Below are 14,353 nucleotides of genomic sequence, written 5' to 3'. Positions count from 1 at the left end.
AATGATTAAAGCTCTTGTTATTGTTTCTTGTGTCTTTTTGCTACAGGGCTGTATTACTAAAATAGTTACAGTCCCTGTTAAAGTTGCCTATAAAACCACAAAAGGCGTGGTGAAAGGGACTGCAGCTGTGGTTGGTGCAGTTATTCCTGACGGCGATGATGAAAAGGACGAGAAAGAAAAGGACTAGTATCGTTTTATGATGCGTAATGAAGTCCTACATGGCTATTTAATTCATCATCGTAAATATCGTGAAAAAAGCCATATTGTGCATTTATTTACTCAAGAATATGGTCGGGTGGATGGAATTTTAAGACAAATTCCTCCACCTCAATATCAGCCGATTCGTATTCAAGCGACGGGTAAATCTGAACTTAAAAATTTCACAAAATTAGAAATTCTCAATCAACCTGTATTTTTCCACGGTGATGCGTTTTTTGCTGGTTTTTATTTGAATGAAATTCTATTGCGTCTTTGTACTTTGGAAGAGGCAATGCCACAAACATTTGAACAATATCAACTGATTTTATTGCAGTTACAGCAACTTGCTTTGCATGAGCAAGCCGCTTTATTTCTTCGACAAATTCTTCGACAGTTTGAACATGTTTTATTACAAGAACTAGGTTATGCAATCGATTTTTCTGTAGATGCAAATCAAACAGCAGTAGAAGCTTTGCAACATTATCAATTCCAACTCAATGATGGATTTTTACCAGTAAGGCAAGCTTCACGTTCTACACTTTCTGGTGCTCTAATTACTTCAATGCAAAGCTATGAAGATGGTCGAGATTTTTCTTTAGAACAACTGCAATTGTTGGGTAAACTATATCGTCAGATGATTAGTGCTTTATTAGGCGATCGGCCATTAAAAAGCCGTCAGCTGTGGATTCAAAGTACACAAACTTAATTTTCTTAAAGCATTTTTAAATGTTTAGAGAGTAAATGTTAGGATATTTTTATGGCTGTAATTTTAGGTGTAAATATTGATCATGTTGCGACATTAAGACAAGCGCGTGGTACGACTTACCCTGATCCAGTTCAAGCTGCTTTGGTTTGTGAAGAGGCGGGTGCAGAGGGGATTACTTTACATTTACGCGAAGATCGCCGCCATATACAAGATGATGATGTACGTCGTATGCGCCCGTTATTAAAAACGCGTATGAATCTAGAGTTGGCTGTAACAGATGAAATGGTCGCATTTGCAAAAGAGATTCAGCCTCAACATGTGTGTTTTGTACCAGAACGTCGACAAGAGGTGACGACAGAAGGTGGCTTGGATGTTGTCGGTCACTTTGAAAAAGTCAAAGCAGCGACTCAAGCACTCAAAGCAATTGGTAGTGATGTGTCTTTATTTATCGATGCAGATTTGGCACAGATTGATGCCGCTGTGGCATGTGGTGCCCCAACCATTGAAATCCATACGGGTGCTTATGCAGATGCGGAAACTGATGCAGAACAGCAAATAGAATTAGTCCGTATTATCAAAGGTGCCGAATACGCAGCAGCAAAAGGTTTGGTTGTGAATGCAGGGCATGGGTTAAATCTCGATAATGTTGCTGCAATTGCTGCAATTCCACAAATCCATGAATTAAATATTGGACATTCGATTATTGCGGATAGTGTATTTGTTGGGCTCTCTCAAGCAGTTAAAGATATGAAAGCAGCGATTCAAGCTGCTGCGAGATAAGTTGATGAGTAGTTTGAATTATGATGAGCTAATGCAACCCGTTATTGCATTTTTGGGTTGTAAAACGCCACAAGCATGGTTAGATGAGGCGCTGAATAATCTCGACATCTTAATGCAGGATCATGCCAACTGTGAGAAAAAAGCAGCAAGTACGGCTATGAATTTGATGTTCCGCTATAGTTTTTTTACAGACCTACAAGTGAAACTGGCGCAATTGGTGCGTGAAGAAATGCTGCATTATGAGCAGGTTTTGGAATTCATGAACAAACGTGGCCAAGAGTGGAAGGGTTTGAGTGCAGGGCGCTATGCAGGTGGATTACGTAAAGAAATCCGGACCTATGAACCTGAGGCACTAATTGATGTGATGATTATTGGTGCATTTGTCGAAGCACGCTCGTGTGAGCGTTTCTATGCGCTGGCACCTATTGTTGATGATGAGCTGGGGCGTTACTATCGCTATCTACTTAAATCAGAATCCCGTCATTTTGAGGATTATTTGGCACTGGCTTTGGATGTTGCACAAACTGCAAAACTCAAAGATCCAGAAGAAACGATCCAGCAACGCATTGAGCATATTCGTGAAGTGGAAAAGAACCTGATTATAAGTCCAGACGATACCTTTCGTTTCCATAGTGGTGTGCCCGCAAAGGTTGCAGCTTAATCTGAATTCGAAAGAAAAACCTCTGATCAGTAGAGGTTTTTTTTATGGCTATTTCATTTCATCTTGTTATAAAAAAAAGCCCTGATAAATGATCAGGGCTTTTTAGAATCTTGGCTCTCCCACCTGGGCTCGAACCAGGGACCTGCGGATTAACAGTCCGTCGCTCTACCGACTGAGCTATGGGAGAATAGTAGATTGGCTCTCCAACCTGGGCTCGAACCAGGGACCTGCGGATTAACAGTCCGTCGCTCTACCGACTGAGCTATTGGAGAATCTGATGCGCATTTTAGGCATGAAAACCTATGTCGTCAACAAGAATAGTAAAGAAAATGAATTGTTTGCTTGATAAATATTCTTTTGAAGCTGTATGCATAAAAAAACTGCCCGAAGTGGGCAGTTTTTATTCAAGAAATAATAATTATTTCTCAACACCTGCTGGTTGACCTGCAAGTTTTGCATTTGCATAGTCCCAGTTCACTAAGCTTTCTAAGAAAGTAGCAATGTATTTTGGACGTAAGTTACGGAAGTCGATGTAGTAAGCATGTTCCCAAACGTCGATTGTTAATACTGCAACTTGACCATGAGCAAGTGGAGTATCTGCGTTTGCAGTTTTAGTAATTGATAATTTACCATTTACTTCGTCAGCAACTAACCAAGCCCAACCTGAACCAAATTGAGTTGTTGCAGCAGCAGTAAATTCTTCAGCAAATTTTTCGTAGCTACCAAAAGCTTCATCGATTTTAGCTGCAATCGCGCCAGTAGGCTTTCCACCACCATTTGGTTTCATGCTGTTCCAATAGAATGTGTGGTTCCATACTTGAGCAGCATTGTTAAAGATACCTGCTTTAGATGCATCACCAGCAGAAGCTTTGATGATTTCTTCTAAAGATTTACCTTCAAGGTCAGTACCTTTGATTAGGTTGTTTAAGTTAACTACATAAGTATTGTGATGTTTGTCGTGATGGTATTCTAAAGTTTCGCGAGTAATGTGCGGAGCTAAATCATCATAGCCATATGGAAGTGCAGGTAAAGTAATGGTTGTCATGTTTCAATCCTTGCATTTGCTGGGTTTTACATTAAGTGGCTCTATTGTAAATGATTCTAAAGACAATAGGGCAGTCTTTTAAAGAACTATACACAATAAAGACTTAATTTAAATGTATAACCCAAATGGAAAAAAGATTTAACAAAATCGGATTCTTCAATTCTATTAAATCGGATTATTAAGTTCAAAATAGACAGCTTCAATCATGAATTGATCAGCAAGAGCATCGGCTAAACGCTGTACGCCATAACGTTCAGTTGCATGGTGACCACATGCAAAATAGTGTACGCCCAGTTCTTTTGCTTCATAAAAAGTACGTTCACTCACTTCACCTGAAATATAAGCATCACAGTTTTCTGAAGCAGCTTTGGCTATAAAGTCTTGCGCACCGCCAGTGCAAAAACCAACTTTTTGAATTAATGTCTTGTCACAAGGTAAATGAATGATGCCAAAATCAAAGATGTTTTGTAACTTTGCTTTGAACTGTTCTGGGCTGAGCGGTTGATCTAGATAAGCAATATTACCGATTGGGTGCTTTTCTGATGGGTCTAACGCTTCTAGGTTTTGTAAGCCAATTAAATCAGCAATTGCTACATTATTGCCTAAACTTGGATGTGCATCTAAAGGAAGGTGGTAGGCAATCAAAGAAATGTTATTTTGAATGAGTTTCTTAATACGGTTTCCACGCATACCTGTGATTGGGTAAGCTTCACCTTTCCAAAAATAACCATGATGAACGAGCAGCGCATCTGCTTTTTCGGCAATCGCCGCATCAATTGCATCTTCAGATGCGGTGACTGCACAAACAATCTTGTTTACTTCAGCTTTACCTTCGATTTGTAAGCCATTTGGTGCGTAATCTTTAAATTCGTTTGCTTTTAAAGTTTGATTACACCATTGCACAATGTCATGCAAATTTGCCATGCGATTCCTCAAATGTTCAACATTTTATGGGAGTAAATAAAACACATTTTTAAATGTAACTAAAGCTAGACAAAACTTTTTTAACTTTTGCATTGATTTTAAGCTATTTACTTTACAATGATGGAAATTTCCAGTTCTTCAATATATTACTTATTTATAACTTACATTTGCCAAGAGGATAATAGACGTGCGCCGTGCATTTACATGGTTACCTTGGGTATTACTCATTCTGGTTGTATTTAGTTTTCTAGCTTGGCAGAAATCACATCAACCAAAACCAACTGTGGCTTCTGATGGTGTAAAAATGCCTGCTGAAAAGGTAGAACCATTGGTTGATACAACTCGAACTGGCGGGGTAGTCTCATATAACGCTGCTGTTAAAGTTGCTGCTCCAGCTGTCGTGAATATATTTACCACTCAAAAAGTGAAACAGATGAATCATCCATTATTGAATGATCCTGTATTTCGCGAGTTCTTTGGCAATCAAATGCCTCAACAGCAGCAAAATGAAAATAGTTTAGGTTCGGGTGTTATTGTTCGTGCCGATGGTTATATTTTAACGAATAATCATGTGATTGCTCAGGCTGAACACATTGTGGTGGCATTGCAAGATGGTCGTCGTGCTGAAGCTAAAGTGATTGGCACTGATCCTGATACAGACTTGGCTGTGATCAAAATTGAATTAGATAATCTACCTGTTCTGCCATTTAAGTTAAGTGGTAATGAAGTGGGGGATGTGGTTCTTGCAATTGGTAATCCATTTGGCGTAGGACAAACTGTAACTCAAGGGATTATTTCAGCAACTGGTCGTTCAGATTTGGGTATTAATACCTATGAAGACTTTATTCAAACCGATGCAGCCATTAATCCAGGAAACTCTGGTGGTGCATTGATTGATGTTGCGGGTAATTTAATTGGTGTAAATACGGCAATCTTCTCTCAGTCTGGTGGTTCACTCGGAATTGGTTTTGCGATTCCTGCCAAAGTTTGTCAGCAAGTTTTAAACTCAATTTTGAAAGATGGCCGTGTAGTACGTGGTTGGTTGGGTATTAGTCTAATTCCAAATACTTTGGATGAAGATGTAATGGCGACTAGACCAATTGGTGTTGTTGTTGCAGATGTGCTGAAAGGTGGCCCTGCAGACGAAGCAGGTGTTAAGCGTGGTGATAAAATTATTCAAGTGAATAGTGAGCAAATTACTTCGGCTTCACATTTGATTAATTATGTTGCATTACAGGCACCTGAAAGTGTGATTAACGTCGTAGTTGAGCGTGAGGGTAAACAAGAAAATGTTCAGGTGAAAGTGGGTGAGCGCAAAGTTCAACAAAATGCTCAATCACAATACATACCACTACCTAAACGCCAGTAATGTAATCAAAAATGAGAAAGGCTATTAATTAATGGCCTTTTTTTAGTTAAAGAAAAAAGCTCACTGACGGTCGATCAGTGAGCTTTTCATCGTTTTTTTAGCTTTTTTTTATTTTTTATTAAATCATCCAAATTTGATATTTTGATGACAGTTTTTTGATAATTAAATGACATTGCTCCTTGAGTTAGTATTTATAATCGAGTTGTAGCCACAACTTTTGTGTGTCTACACCAAACTCTTCAGCTTGAAAGTCTGAAAATTTCGCTAAAGCTGAAAGTCCTTTAACTGGCAGAGCTTGTGAGTAAGAAACTGAATATTCTTGACCATAATCCATATTCTTTTCGTCACTTCTGTATTGATGCAGCTCAGTGCCTAATTTACCTTTACCAAAAACATTAAAGCTTGAAGAAATGTATAAATCAGTTAAACCATTGGCTGGTGTTGCTAGGAATAAATCTGTCCATCCATTGAATTTATGCTTGGTTGCTAAAGGGGTTTGGAAAGCTATTTTTCCATCATCACTGCCAAGTACTTCATAACCAATCGCGATTTCACCGAGCGCTACATCTTTATTTTTAAGACCATACCCTAGTTCTAAAGCATAGTAATCCGCATCGTAGTTTATAGGCAGGTCGGCATATTCACTTTGTTTTGCATATTCAGCTGCGTATTTAAAATTATCTTTTTTACCTGTTAAGCGTAGACCATAGGTTTGATTTGACCATGCTGAAATATCTTCAAAATCCATTAAATAGCCATACACAGTTGCATTTAGCAGCGGGTTATAATTCATTTTCGCCTGAATTAAATGAATTTTACTTTCCTGTTTACCATCTTGTGCTTGAACAAATTTAGGTTCAGGGTCTTCGTTACCGAAAATAGTATTCACTTGATCTATATAGGCATAGTACAAACCAAACTCATTGCATGGCTTAATGTTCAAAGCAATTGCATCAAAAGTTTGATCGTTTTGACGCCAAGCAACCGATCCAACAAAGCGTTGATTATCTAAATTAATGACTTGACGACCAACTGTTATGTCAAATTTAGGGTTGTACACATATTTCAAATAGGCTTGATTGAGCTGTAGGTTTTTAGCGTCAGGTACGGTGCTATAGTTTGTTTGATCGTTTCGAGTGCTATTAAATTCGTCATTGATTTCTACAGTTCCTTCACCTTGCACAAAAGCACTTAGACCATGCCATGAACCTGTTTGAATTGCAGGGCGGAGTCTTAATGTCCATGCATCTGCATGATTGAGTTTGTTGTCTTGTTCTACCCATTCATAGCGAAGACGGCTATCGAGTGAAAGCTTAGTTTGAGAGAAGAACTCATCAGCAGCGTTTGTTAGTGTTGAAAAACAAGCGAGCGTGATTAATGAATAGGAGAATTTATTCATCAGAATATCCTTTATAAAATTGTTTGAAATTTGGGGGAGGATGAGTGATTTACTCATCCTCTATGTGAGATGGTGTTAAGCTGCGCTATTACGCTCTAGTAATGCTTGTTCAAATAGCTCTTGTTCTTTTACTTTGTGCTCTGTTGTAAATCGGATAAGAACGACACTAAACGCTGCAATGGTTACGAGAATACCTAAGATAGATAAACATGTTTGCACATCAAGCAAGCCTTTTAGTAAGAAGCCTGCTGCAACTGCACCCACATTACCACCTGCACCAATGATGCCTGCTACACCACCTAAAGCATCACGATCAATGAATGGTACAAGAGCATAGGTTGCACCACATGCCATATGGGTAAATAAGCCGAAGATCGTCATGGCAATAATTGCGAACATTACAACGTTTACTTGAGAGAATACGAATAAGAAGATGCCTTCAAGTAGCACGAGGGCAAATAATACTTTGGTACGACCATCTAAGCCTTTTTTAAGTGCAACTTTATCTGAAACGATGCCTCCCAACGCACGTGCAAATAATGCCAGTAGACCGAAGATACCAGCAGTCATACCAGCTTCTTTCAATCCCATGTTGAAGTGATCGACGTAGTACATTGCTGCAATGTTGTGAATGAAGATTTCGATACCAAAACAAGCGGCATAAGAAGTGAATAGAATCCAAACGCGATAGTTACGAGCAGCTTGCATTAAAATTGCAGTACCACCTTTTTTAACATTACCGACTTCGACTCCTTGTGCACGTAATTCTTTAAAGTTACCTTGTGGGCAATCTTGAGTGAGCTTCCAATACATCACGCCTACAATAAGCATCATTACACCAGGGACAAGCAGGGCAACTCTCCAGCCCATTGCTTGTTCAACACCAAACATCAAGATCGCACCTAAAATTAAAGGCATAATTGCTTGTGTAGCCCCACCACCAGCATTTCCCCATCCCGCAGAAGCAGCATTTGCTGTACCAACTACATTTGGAGCGAACATCACACTTGTATGGTATTGGGTAATCACAAAACTTGCGCCAATCGCACCAATTAACAAGCGGAAAAATAGGAACGATTCATAGGTATTGGCCGCAGCTACACCAAAAACGGGAATACTGCCGAGTAGTAAAAGTGCGGTATAAGTTTTGCGTGGTCCATATTTATCGCATAGTGGGCCGACAATAAGCCGAATTAAAATCGTAATTGCTACTGCGGCAATATTGATATTTGCAATTTGATCTTTTGTTAAGTTGAACTCGCCTTTGATTACTGGCATAAGTGGAGCACAGGCAAACCAAGCGAAGAAACATACAAAAAACGCGAGCCAAGTCATATGGAAAGCGCGCATAGCTGGTGTGGAAAAGCTAAATAATTTTATTTCTGTAGCTTTTTTTGCATCTAAATTCATATCTGAGGACATGGCCTTCTCCTGAACTGTACGTCATTATTTATTGCTATGCCATTACTCTGCATAAGCAAGTCGAACAGAACGGACATCGTTGGCCGTCAGAAAAATATTTTGTGAATCATCGTTGATTCATCATAATTGGTATTAAGCAAACGTCATGCCAAAAAGATGAATTAACCAAATGTAAAATTTAAGATACTAATTCACATTATTTATTTACATTAAAAAACTTAAAGATAAATATGAATTGAAAAATTGAATTTAAAAATCAATAAAACTAATGATGACGATGTCAGACAATCCATAAAAAAGTGCTTAGAGTTGGTGCGCAAATTTTATGCATGATGACTTAAAACATTGCGTTTTAAATAAGAAAAGCAGCTGAAGCTGCTTTTTAAGATAATTTATTTATTTAGAAACGATAGCCAACACCTGCATAACCTAAGATTGGATTGATCTCGATGTCAGTTTTTGCTCGAATAAGTTCTCCGTATTTATCATCATTAACTGTGATTGTCGCCTCGCCAGTAAGATGGGCATAAGAAACTGAACCAACTGCAAACCAACGATCATTAAAATCATAAGTGAAGCCAGCTGTTGCAATTGGAGCAAATGCATCTGAAGCTTCTAGTTTAACCTTCGGATTACCAGAACTTGTTTTTTGATCCAATGCAGCACCAGCTTTACCATCTTTAATGTTGACAATCATATGACCTGCATTAATCAGATCATTTTCGATTGAGGAGTTTATTTTCAATTCATTAAAATATGCGTACATGAGACCCAAGCCTACATAAGGTCTAAATTTATTCACTCCTGTTTTACCGAAATGATATTGAAACTCAAAAGCTGGGGTCCATGCTCTAGCTGTTGCTGCTGTACCATGTGCTTCTAGATCAGTAATAAAAATTTGTTTTTCTAAATCAATTGTAGGTAAATCTATTCCTCCAATAATAGGTAATTCTATTGATGGATGCGCTGTAGCTGTTAATGGGGCATAAATTTGACCTTTACCTTGAATGTCTACCTTTGGAGGAATACCAGCTTTTACTTCTAGAGAAACATTGTCTGTGAAAAAGTAATTAGTCATGATGCCCAAAGTTGTGACATCGTCTGCTTCTAATCCAGTATTAGGATTGTTCCATTCATTTAAGCCATAGATTTCGGCATTACCACTTAATGAACCTGGTAATGTATCTTGTCCCAAGCCATCTAAAAAATTTATAAAAGCTGTCGATAAATTCGGATCCATATCTTTGGAGATACTGTCTTTAACTGTTTTTATCGAAACATCTCCAACTTTAGATTGTTCTCCATTTTCGACTGAAGTATTAACTTTAATGGGTTGGGCTTTACCTGTTGGTTTTACATATAAAGCACCTACTGAAACCGAAAAGCGTTTAAACCCATCTCCATCTTTGAGACTGAAATAAGGTGAGTCAGCGAAAGCAGATGCAGGTAACATACATAAACCAGTAATCAGACAAGCGAATGATTTCTTCATCATTTAGGGACTCCATGTCCAGAAGTTTGTTAGGATTTTTCTTGCGCCCACCATAACGTTATTTTTAGACAAGCATTGTTTAGTTAAATTTTATAATTGTTCTGCTTATGAAAACTTTTGTTTGATTTAGATAAATTGATGAAGAAAATATGAAGAAATAAAAAAAGCCACCAAAGTGACTTTTTTAGAATAATTTAAATAGAATAAATTACATAAAGCGAGATAAATCCTCTTCTGGGCGTGCAGTTAACACTTCAATACCAGTTTTTGTTACCAAAATCGTATGTTCATATTGAGCTGACAACTTATGGTCTTTGGTGACAACTGTCCATTTGTCACCCAAAAGTTTAGTTTGCCATACACCTGCATTGACCATTGGTTCAATAGTAAAGGTCATTCCTGCTTCTAAACGCATGCCGGTGCCTTTTTGACCGTAATGTAGAACTTGAGGTTCATCATGGAATACATTACCAATACCATGTCCACAATATTCGCGTACAACGCTAAATCGTTCTGACTCAACATATTGTTGAATGGCATGACCAATATCACCGAGATAAGATCCATCGTGGACTGTTGCCATACCTCGATACATTGCTTCTTGAGCAACTGTACATAAGCGATTCGCTAAAATTGAAGTTTCACCACCCACGATATACATCATATTGGTATCGCCGTGATAACCATCTTTAATCACGGTGACATCAATATTCAGGATATCGCCATTTTTTAGGATTTTATTTTCAGATGGGATACCGTGACAAACCACATGGTTCACAGAAGTACAAATCGAATGTTGGAACGCAGGGCGGCCTGGTGCAGCACCATAACCCACACAAGCAGGAATAGCATCTTGTACATTTTCAATATGATTGCGACAGATTGTATCGAGTTCTAGTGTGCTCACACCCGCCTTAATATGCGGTTTAATCATGTCTAGAACTTCAGCCGCCAATTTCCCTGCAACACGCATCTTTTCAATTTCTTCAGGTGTTTTGATTAATCGACGTGGGGCTGTATAAGTTGTATTCATGATCTCTAAAAACTTTTGGTAATTTGCAAGCGTCTATGGTATAAATAGCCGCCTATTTTATCAAATGCTTTTCGTGAATATATTTTACGAAAATATCTGATAATAATAGTCGTAAAAAATCCGCACATATATCGACACATTACTCTGGGTGCCTAGCAATAGGTGGAGAATGCGGATATATGGAGGCCTAACCCAAACTTTAAGGTAAAGAAAATGGCAGATTACAACGTAAGCATGCGCGACCTTCTTCAAGCAGGTGCTCACTTCGGTCACCAAACACGTTTCTGGAACCCAAAGATGCGTCAATACATCTTTGGCGCGCGTAACAAAATTCACATCATCAACCTTGAGCACACTGTTCCTGCGTTAAATGATGCTTTGAACTTTGTTAACAACCTTGCTAGCAAAAAGAATAAAGTATTATTTGTTGGTACAAAACGTGCTGCTTCTAACATCATCCGTGAACAAGCTCAACGCGCTGGTCAACCATATGTAGATCACCGTTGGTTAGGTGGTATGTTGACGAACTGGAAAACACTTCGCCAATCTATCAACCGTTTAAAAGATCTTCAAACTCAATCTCAAGACGGTACTTTTGCTAAGCTTACTAAACGTGAAGCTTTAGAGCGTACTCGTGAGATGGACAAACTTGAACGTGCTTTAGGCGGCGTTAAGAACATGGGTGGTTTACCTGACGCATTATTTGTAATCGACGTTGATCACGAAGCGATTGCAATCAAAGAAGCGAAAAACTTAGGTATTCCTGTAATCGGTATCGTTGATACAAACTCTAACCCTGACAACGTTGATTACGTTATTCCAGGTAACGACGATGCGATCCGTGCAGTAACTTTATATGCTTCTGCTATGGCTGATGCGATTCTTGCTGGTAAAGAATATGCTCAATCACAAGCAAATGCACAAGCGAAAGGCGACGACGCTGCTAAAGACGCTTCTGAGGCTTAATGCGTTTTGACGCAAGCTTGTCATTTTTGCGACATGTAATGGTGGCAAATTAAAGCGTCGAGATTGCAAACGGCCCAGAGATTCTTTGGGCCGTTTTTGTTGAACAGATTTATTTTCTACCGATTTTAGGAGATCAACATGACTGCAGTTACTGCGAGCATGGTAAAAGAATTACGTGACCGTACTGGTCTTGCAATGATGGAATGCAAAAAAGCATTAACAGAAGCAGGCGGTGACATCGAACTTGCAATTGATAACCTTCGTAAATCAGGTCAAGCAAAAGCTGCTAAAAAAGCAGGTAACATTGCTGCTGATGGCGCGATCACTATTATTCAAAACGGTAACAAAGCAATTCTTGTTGAAGTTAACTGTCAAACTGACTTCGTTGCTAAAGACGAAAACTTCAAAAGCTTCTCTGATAAAGTTGCTACTGCTGCACTTGCTGCAAATGAAACTGATGCTGCGAAAATTGCTGAACTTAAGCTTGAAGACGGCGCAACTGTAGAAGAAGCTCGTGTTGCATTGGTTCAAAAAATTGGTGAAAACATTCAAGTTCGTCGTGCTCAAATCGTTGAAGGCGAAAACTTGGCTGTTTACAAGCACGGTTTAAAAATCGGTGTTGTTGTTTCTTACACAGGTGATGCTGACACTGGTAAAGGCATTGCAATGCACGTTGCTGCGTTCAACCCAGTTGCAGTAAATGCTGAAGCTGTTCCAGCTGACTTAATCGCTAAAGAGAAAGAAATTGCTGAAGCGAAAGCATTAGAATCTGGTAAGCCAGCGAACATCGTTGAGAAAATGGTTACTGGTTCAGTTGAAAAATACTTGAACGAAGTTGCTCTTGATCGTCAAATGTATGTTATCGATAACGACAAGAAAGTTGCTGATGTATTAAAAGCAACTGGTACTGTTGTAGCTCAATTCGTTCGCTTCGAAGTGGGTGAGGGTATTGAGAAAAAAGCTGAAATGAGCTTTGCTGATGAAGTTGCTGCTGCTCAAGCCGCTGCTGCTGCACAATAATTTTTACTGATTTAGTAAAAGTTAAAAAACCCAGTCTTTGACTGGGTTTTTTATTTTAATAAGATTAAAAAGAAAATTATTCGCCGTATTGTTCTTTATATTTAGCTAAAGCCTCAATTCGGTATTGAATCAGCATTTCACCTATTTCAGCACCTTGAATGTCAGATGGTAGATCTTGTGCACGAATATTTCTGACGATTTCCATTGCATCAAGAATGTATTTAGCCTGAGGATAGGGGCGAGTCTCCAATCCTAAGCGACCTCTTGCATCACATTCACATGCTTGCACAAAAGCTTCAACTTTCTCAGGTTTACGAAGAACATCCAAACGTTGTAGTAGCCGCCATAGTGTACCCGGTTTTAGATTTTTAGCTTGGTGGCATTTTAGATGTTCTTTACACACAATTAGTGCAAGATTTTTTAACAGAGTTGGAACTTTCAAGCGATCACATACATCTGTAACTGGCTTCAAGCCGCGTTCTTCATGCATGATATGTCTTGGTAATTCTTCCACTGGAGTCAACGCTTTACCTAAGTCATGTACAAGTACAGCAAAGCGGACTTCTAATGCATAGTTTGCTTTACATGCTTCTTTCAATGCCATCAAAGTGTGTATACCACAATCAATCTCAGGGTGATATTCAGGGCGCTGTGGAACGCCAAACAGGGCATCAATTTCAGGAAATAATATTTTTAAGGCATCGCATTCTTTTAGCGTTTGAAAATAGACATCAGCTTGGTCTTCCATCAATGCACGAGATGTTTCTTTCCATACACGTTCAGGAGTAAGTGCGTCTAGCTCACCAGTCTTTGCAATATTCTTCATCAACTGGATAGTTTCATCAGCAATTTTGAAGCCATAAGCTGCATAGCGTGCTGCAAAACGTGCAACACGAAGCACGCGCAATGGATCTTCTATAAAGGCATCAGAGACATGGCGTAAGATTTTCTGTTCAAGGTCTTGTTGACCACCGTAAGGGTCATAGACAGTGCCATTTTCATCCATCGCCATTGCATTAATCGTGAGATCTCGACGAATCAGATCCTCTTCAAGTTTAACAGTGGTATCTGTAAAAAATTGAAAACCATGATAACCCACACCTGACTTACGCTCAGTGCGGGCAAGTGCATATTCTTCTTTTGTTTTGGGATGTAAGAAAACGGGAAAATCTTTTCCAACAGGTTGGTAGCCTTCAGCTAATAATTGTTCTGGGGTGGCACCAACAACTACATAATCTTTTTCGTGATAGGGATGGCCGAGTAAATGATCTCGAACAGCACCGCCTACTAAATAAACTTGCATGAAAAAACCTCTATTCTTCACACAATCATGCTACA

The 14,353-nt window shown here is 38.9% G+C and carries 14 protein-coding genes and 2 tRNA genes; 7 read left to right on the top strand and 9 right to left on the bottom strand.

Going from position 1 to position 14,353, the window contains the following annotated elements; genetic code table 11:
• Position 1 precedes the first annotated feature (1 nt).
• The 4 genes from ACF8D3_RS13945 to ACF8D3_RS13930 are packed head-to-tail and all read left to right on the top strand — an operon-like array spanning position 2 to position 2,345.
• A complete protein-coding gene (locus tag ACF8D3_RS13945) occupies positions 2–187 on the top strand; it encodes an NF038104 family lipoprotein (RefSeq protein WP_004878531.1) in 186 nt (61 codons plus the stop codon).
• 9 nt (positions 188–196) lie between these two features.
• The gene (locus tag ACF8D3_RS13940; RefSeq protein WP_019384070.1) at positions 197–904 is read left to right on the top strand and encodes a DNA repair protein RecO; all 708 of its coding nucleotides are present in this window, start codon (positions 197–199) and stop codon (positions 902–904) included.
• Positions 905–955: 51 nt separating this feature from the next.
• Positions 956–1,684 carry a pyridoxine 5'-phosphate synthase gene (pdxJ, locus tag ACF8D3_RS13935; protein ID WP_392471954.1) on the top strand — a complete coding sequence of 243 codons (729 nt, stop codon included), beginning with the start codon at positions 956–958 and terminating at the stop codon, positions 1,682–1,684.
• Between the two features lie 4 nt (positions 1,685–1,688).
• Positions 1,689–2,345, top strand: a complete 657-nt coding sequence (locus ACF8D3_RS13930) for a tRNA-(ms[2]io[6]A)-hydroxylase (protein ID WP_392471953.1) — start codon at positions 1,689–1,691, stop codon at positions 2,343–2,345.
• 111 nt (positions 2,346–2,456) lie between these two features.
• Here ACF8D3_RS13930 and ACF8D3_RS13925 read toward each other — a convergent pair.
• From ACF8D3_RS13925 to ACF8D3_RS13910, 4 genes are all read right to left on the bottom strand, one after another.
• Positions 2,457–2,532: transfer RNA gene (locus tag ACF8D3_RS13925), tRNA-Asn, on the bottom strand.
• 9 nt (positions 2,533–2,541) lie between these two features.
• Positions 2,542–2,617: transfer RNA gene (locus ACF8D3_RS13920), tRNA-Asn, on the bottom strand.
• A 146-nt stretch (positions 2,618–2,763) separates the two neighbouring features.
• On the bottom strand, positions 2,764–3,390 hold the full coding sequence (locus tag ACF8D3_RS13915) for a superoxide dismutase (protein ID WP_004878536.1): 627 nt from the start codon (positions 3,388–3,390) through the stop codon (positions 2,764–2,766).
• Between the two features lie 165 nt (positions 3,391–3,555).
• Positions 3,556–4,314, bottom strand: coding sequence for a Nif3-like dinuclear metal center hexameric protein (locus ACF8D3_RS13910; RefSeq protein WP_392471951.1), 759 nt, complete (start codon positions 4,312–4,314; stop codon positions 3,556–3,558).
• Positions 4,315–4,501: 187 nt separating this feature from the next.
• Here ACF8D3_RS13910 and ACF8D3_RS13905 point away from each other — a divergent pair, with 187 nt between their 5' ends.
• Positions 4,502–5,683 (top strand): trypsin-like peptidase domain-containing protein, encoded by a 1,182-nt coding sequence (locus ACF8D3_RS13905; RefSeq protein ID WP_004878538.1) that lies wholly within the window; start codon positions 4,502–4,504, stop codon positions 5,681–5,683.
• A gap of 184 nt (positions 5,684–5,867) precedes the next feature.
• Here ACF8D3_RS13905 and ACF8D3_RS13900 read toward each other — a convergent pair whose 3' ends face one another.
• From ACF8D3_RS13900 to map, 4 genes are all read right to left on the bottom strand, one after another.
• On the bottom strand, positions 5,868–7,082 hold the full coding sequence (locus ACF8D3_RS13900; protein WP_392471949.1) for an alginate export family protein: 1,215 nt from the start codon (positions 7,080–7,082) through the stop codon (positions 5,868–5,870).
• A 75-nt stretch (positions 7,083–7,157) separates the two neighbouring features.
• On the bottom strand, positions 7,158–8,504 hold the full coding sequence (locus ACF8D3_RS13895) for an MFS transporter (protein WP_023014308.1): 1,347 nt from the start codon (positions 8,502–8,504) through the stop codon (positions 7,158–7,160).
• 400 nt (positions 8,505–8,904) lie between these two features.
• Positions 8,905–9,999 (bottom strand): OmpW family protein, encoded by a 1,095-nt coding sequence (locus ACF8D3_RS13890; RefSeq protein ID WP_392471947.1) that lies wholly within the window; start codon positions 9,997–9,999, stop codon positions 8,905–8,907.
• A 205-nt stretch (positions 10,000–10,204) separates the two neighbouring features.
• The gene (map, locus tag ACF8D3_RS13885) at positions 10,205–11,029 is read right to left on the bottom strand and encodes a type I methionyl aminopeptidase (protein ID WP_392471945.1); all 825 of its coding nucleotides are present in this window, start codon (positions 11,027–11,029) and stop codon (positions 10,205–10,207) included.
• Positions 11,030–11,242: 213 nt separating this feature from the next.
• Here map and rpsB point away from each other — a divergent pair, with 213 nt between their 5' ends.
• Positions 11,243–11,995 (top strand): 30S ribosomal protein S2, encoded by a 753-nt coding sequence (gene rpsB / locus ACF8D3_RS13880; protein WP_004878543.1) that lies wholly within the window; start codon positions 11,243–11,245, stop codon positions 11,993–11,995.
• Between the two features lie 138 nt (positions 11,996–12,133).
• Positions 12,134–13,015, top strand: a complete 882-nt coding sequence (gene tsf, locus ACF8D3_RS13875) for a translation elongation factor Ts (protein ID WP_004878544.1) — start codon at positions 12,134–12,136, stop codon at positions 13,013–13,015.
• 76 nt (positions 13,016–13,091) lie between these two features.
• Here the strand turns inward: tsf and ACF8D3_RS13870 are convergent, their stop codons facing one another.
• The gene (locus ACF8D3_RS13870; protein ID WP_392471943.1) at positions 13,092–14,318 is read right to left on the bottom strand and encodes a multifunctional CCA addition/repair protein; all 1,227 of its coding nucleotides are present in this window, start codon (positions 14,316–14,318) and stop codon (positions 13,092–13,094) included.
• Positions 14,319–14,353: the final 35 nt, after the last annotated feature.

Source organism: Acinetobacter sp. YQ_14, from assembly GCF_043102985.1.
GTDB lineage: Bacteria > Pseudomonadota > Gammaproteobacteria > Pseudomonadales > Moraxellaceae > Acinetobacter > Acinetobacter venetianus.
This window is presented reverse-complemented; position numbering and strand designations above follow the sequence as displayed.

What these genes read in the sequence shown, in the direction of transcription:
- ACF8D3_RS13940 (WP_019384070.1), top strand. Translation starts at nt 197, where the DNA reads ATGATGCGTAATGAAGTCCTACATGGCTATTTAATTCATCATCGTAAA.
- map (WP_392471945.1), bottom strand. Translation starts at nt 11,029, where the DNA reads ATGAATACAACTTATACAGCCCCACGTCGATTAATCAAAACACCTGAA.
- ACF8D3_RS13890 (WP_392471947.1), bottom strand. Translation starts at nt 9,999, where the DNA reads ATGATGAAGAAATCATTCGCTTGTCTGATTACTGGTTTATGTATGTTA.
- ACF8D3_RS13870 (WP_392471943.1), bottom strand. Translation starts at nt 14,318, where the DNA reads ATGCAAGTTTATTTAGTAGGCGGTGCTGTTCGAGATCATTTACTCGGC.
- ACF8D3_RS13910 (WP_392471951.1), bottom strand. Translation starts at nt 4,314, where the DNA reads ATGGCAAATTTGCATGACATTGTGCAATGGTGTAATCAAACTTTAAAA.
- tsf (WP_004878544.1), top strand. Translation starts at nt 12,134, where the DNA reads ATGACTGCAGTTACTGCGAGCATGGTAAAAGAATTACGTGACCGTACT.
- ACF8D3_RS13895 (WP_023014308.1), bottom strand. Translation starts at nt 8,504, where the DNA reads ATGTCCTCAGATATGAATTTAGATGCAAAAAAAGCTACAGAAATAAAA.
- ACF8D3_RS13900 (WP_392471949.1), bottom strand. Translation starts at nt 7,082, where the DNA reads ATGAATAAATTCTCCTATTCATTAATCACGCTCGCTTGTTTTTCAACA.
- pdxJ (WP_392471954.1), top strand. Translation starts at nt 956, where the DNA reads ATGGCTGTAATTTTAGGTGTAAATATTGATCATGTTGCGACATTAAGA.
- rpsB (WP_004878543.1), top strand. Translation starts at nt 11,243, where the DNA reads ATGGCAGATTACAACGTAAGCATGCGCGACCTTCTTCAAGCAGGTGCT.
- ACF8D3_RS13930 (WP_392471953.1), top strand. Translation starts at nt 1,689, where the DNA reads ATGAGTAGTTTGAATTATGATGAGCTAATGCAACCCGTTATTGCATTT.
- ACF8D3_RS13915 (WP_004878536.1), bottom strand. Translation starts at nt 3,390, where the DNA reads ATGACAACCATTACTTTACCTGCACTTCCATATGGCTATGATGATTTA.
- ACF8D3_RS13945 (WP_004878531.1), top strand. Translation starts at nt 2, where the DNA reads ATGATTAAAGCTCTTGTTATTGTTTCTTGTGTCTTTTTGCTACAGGGC.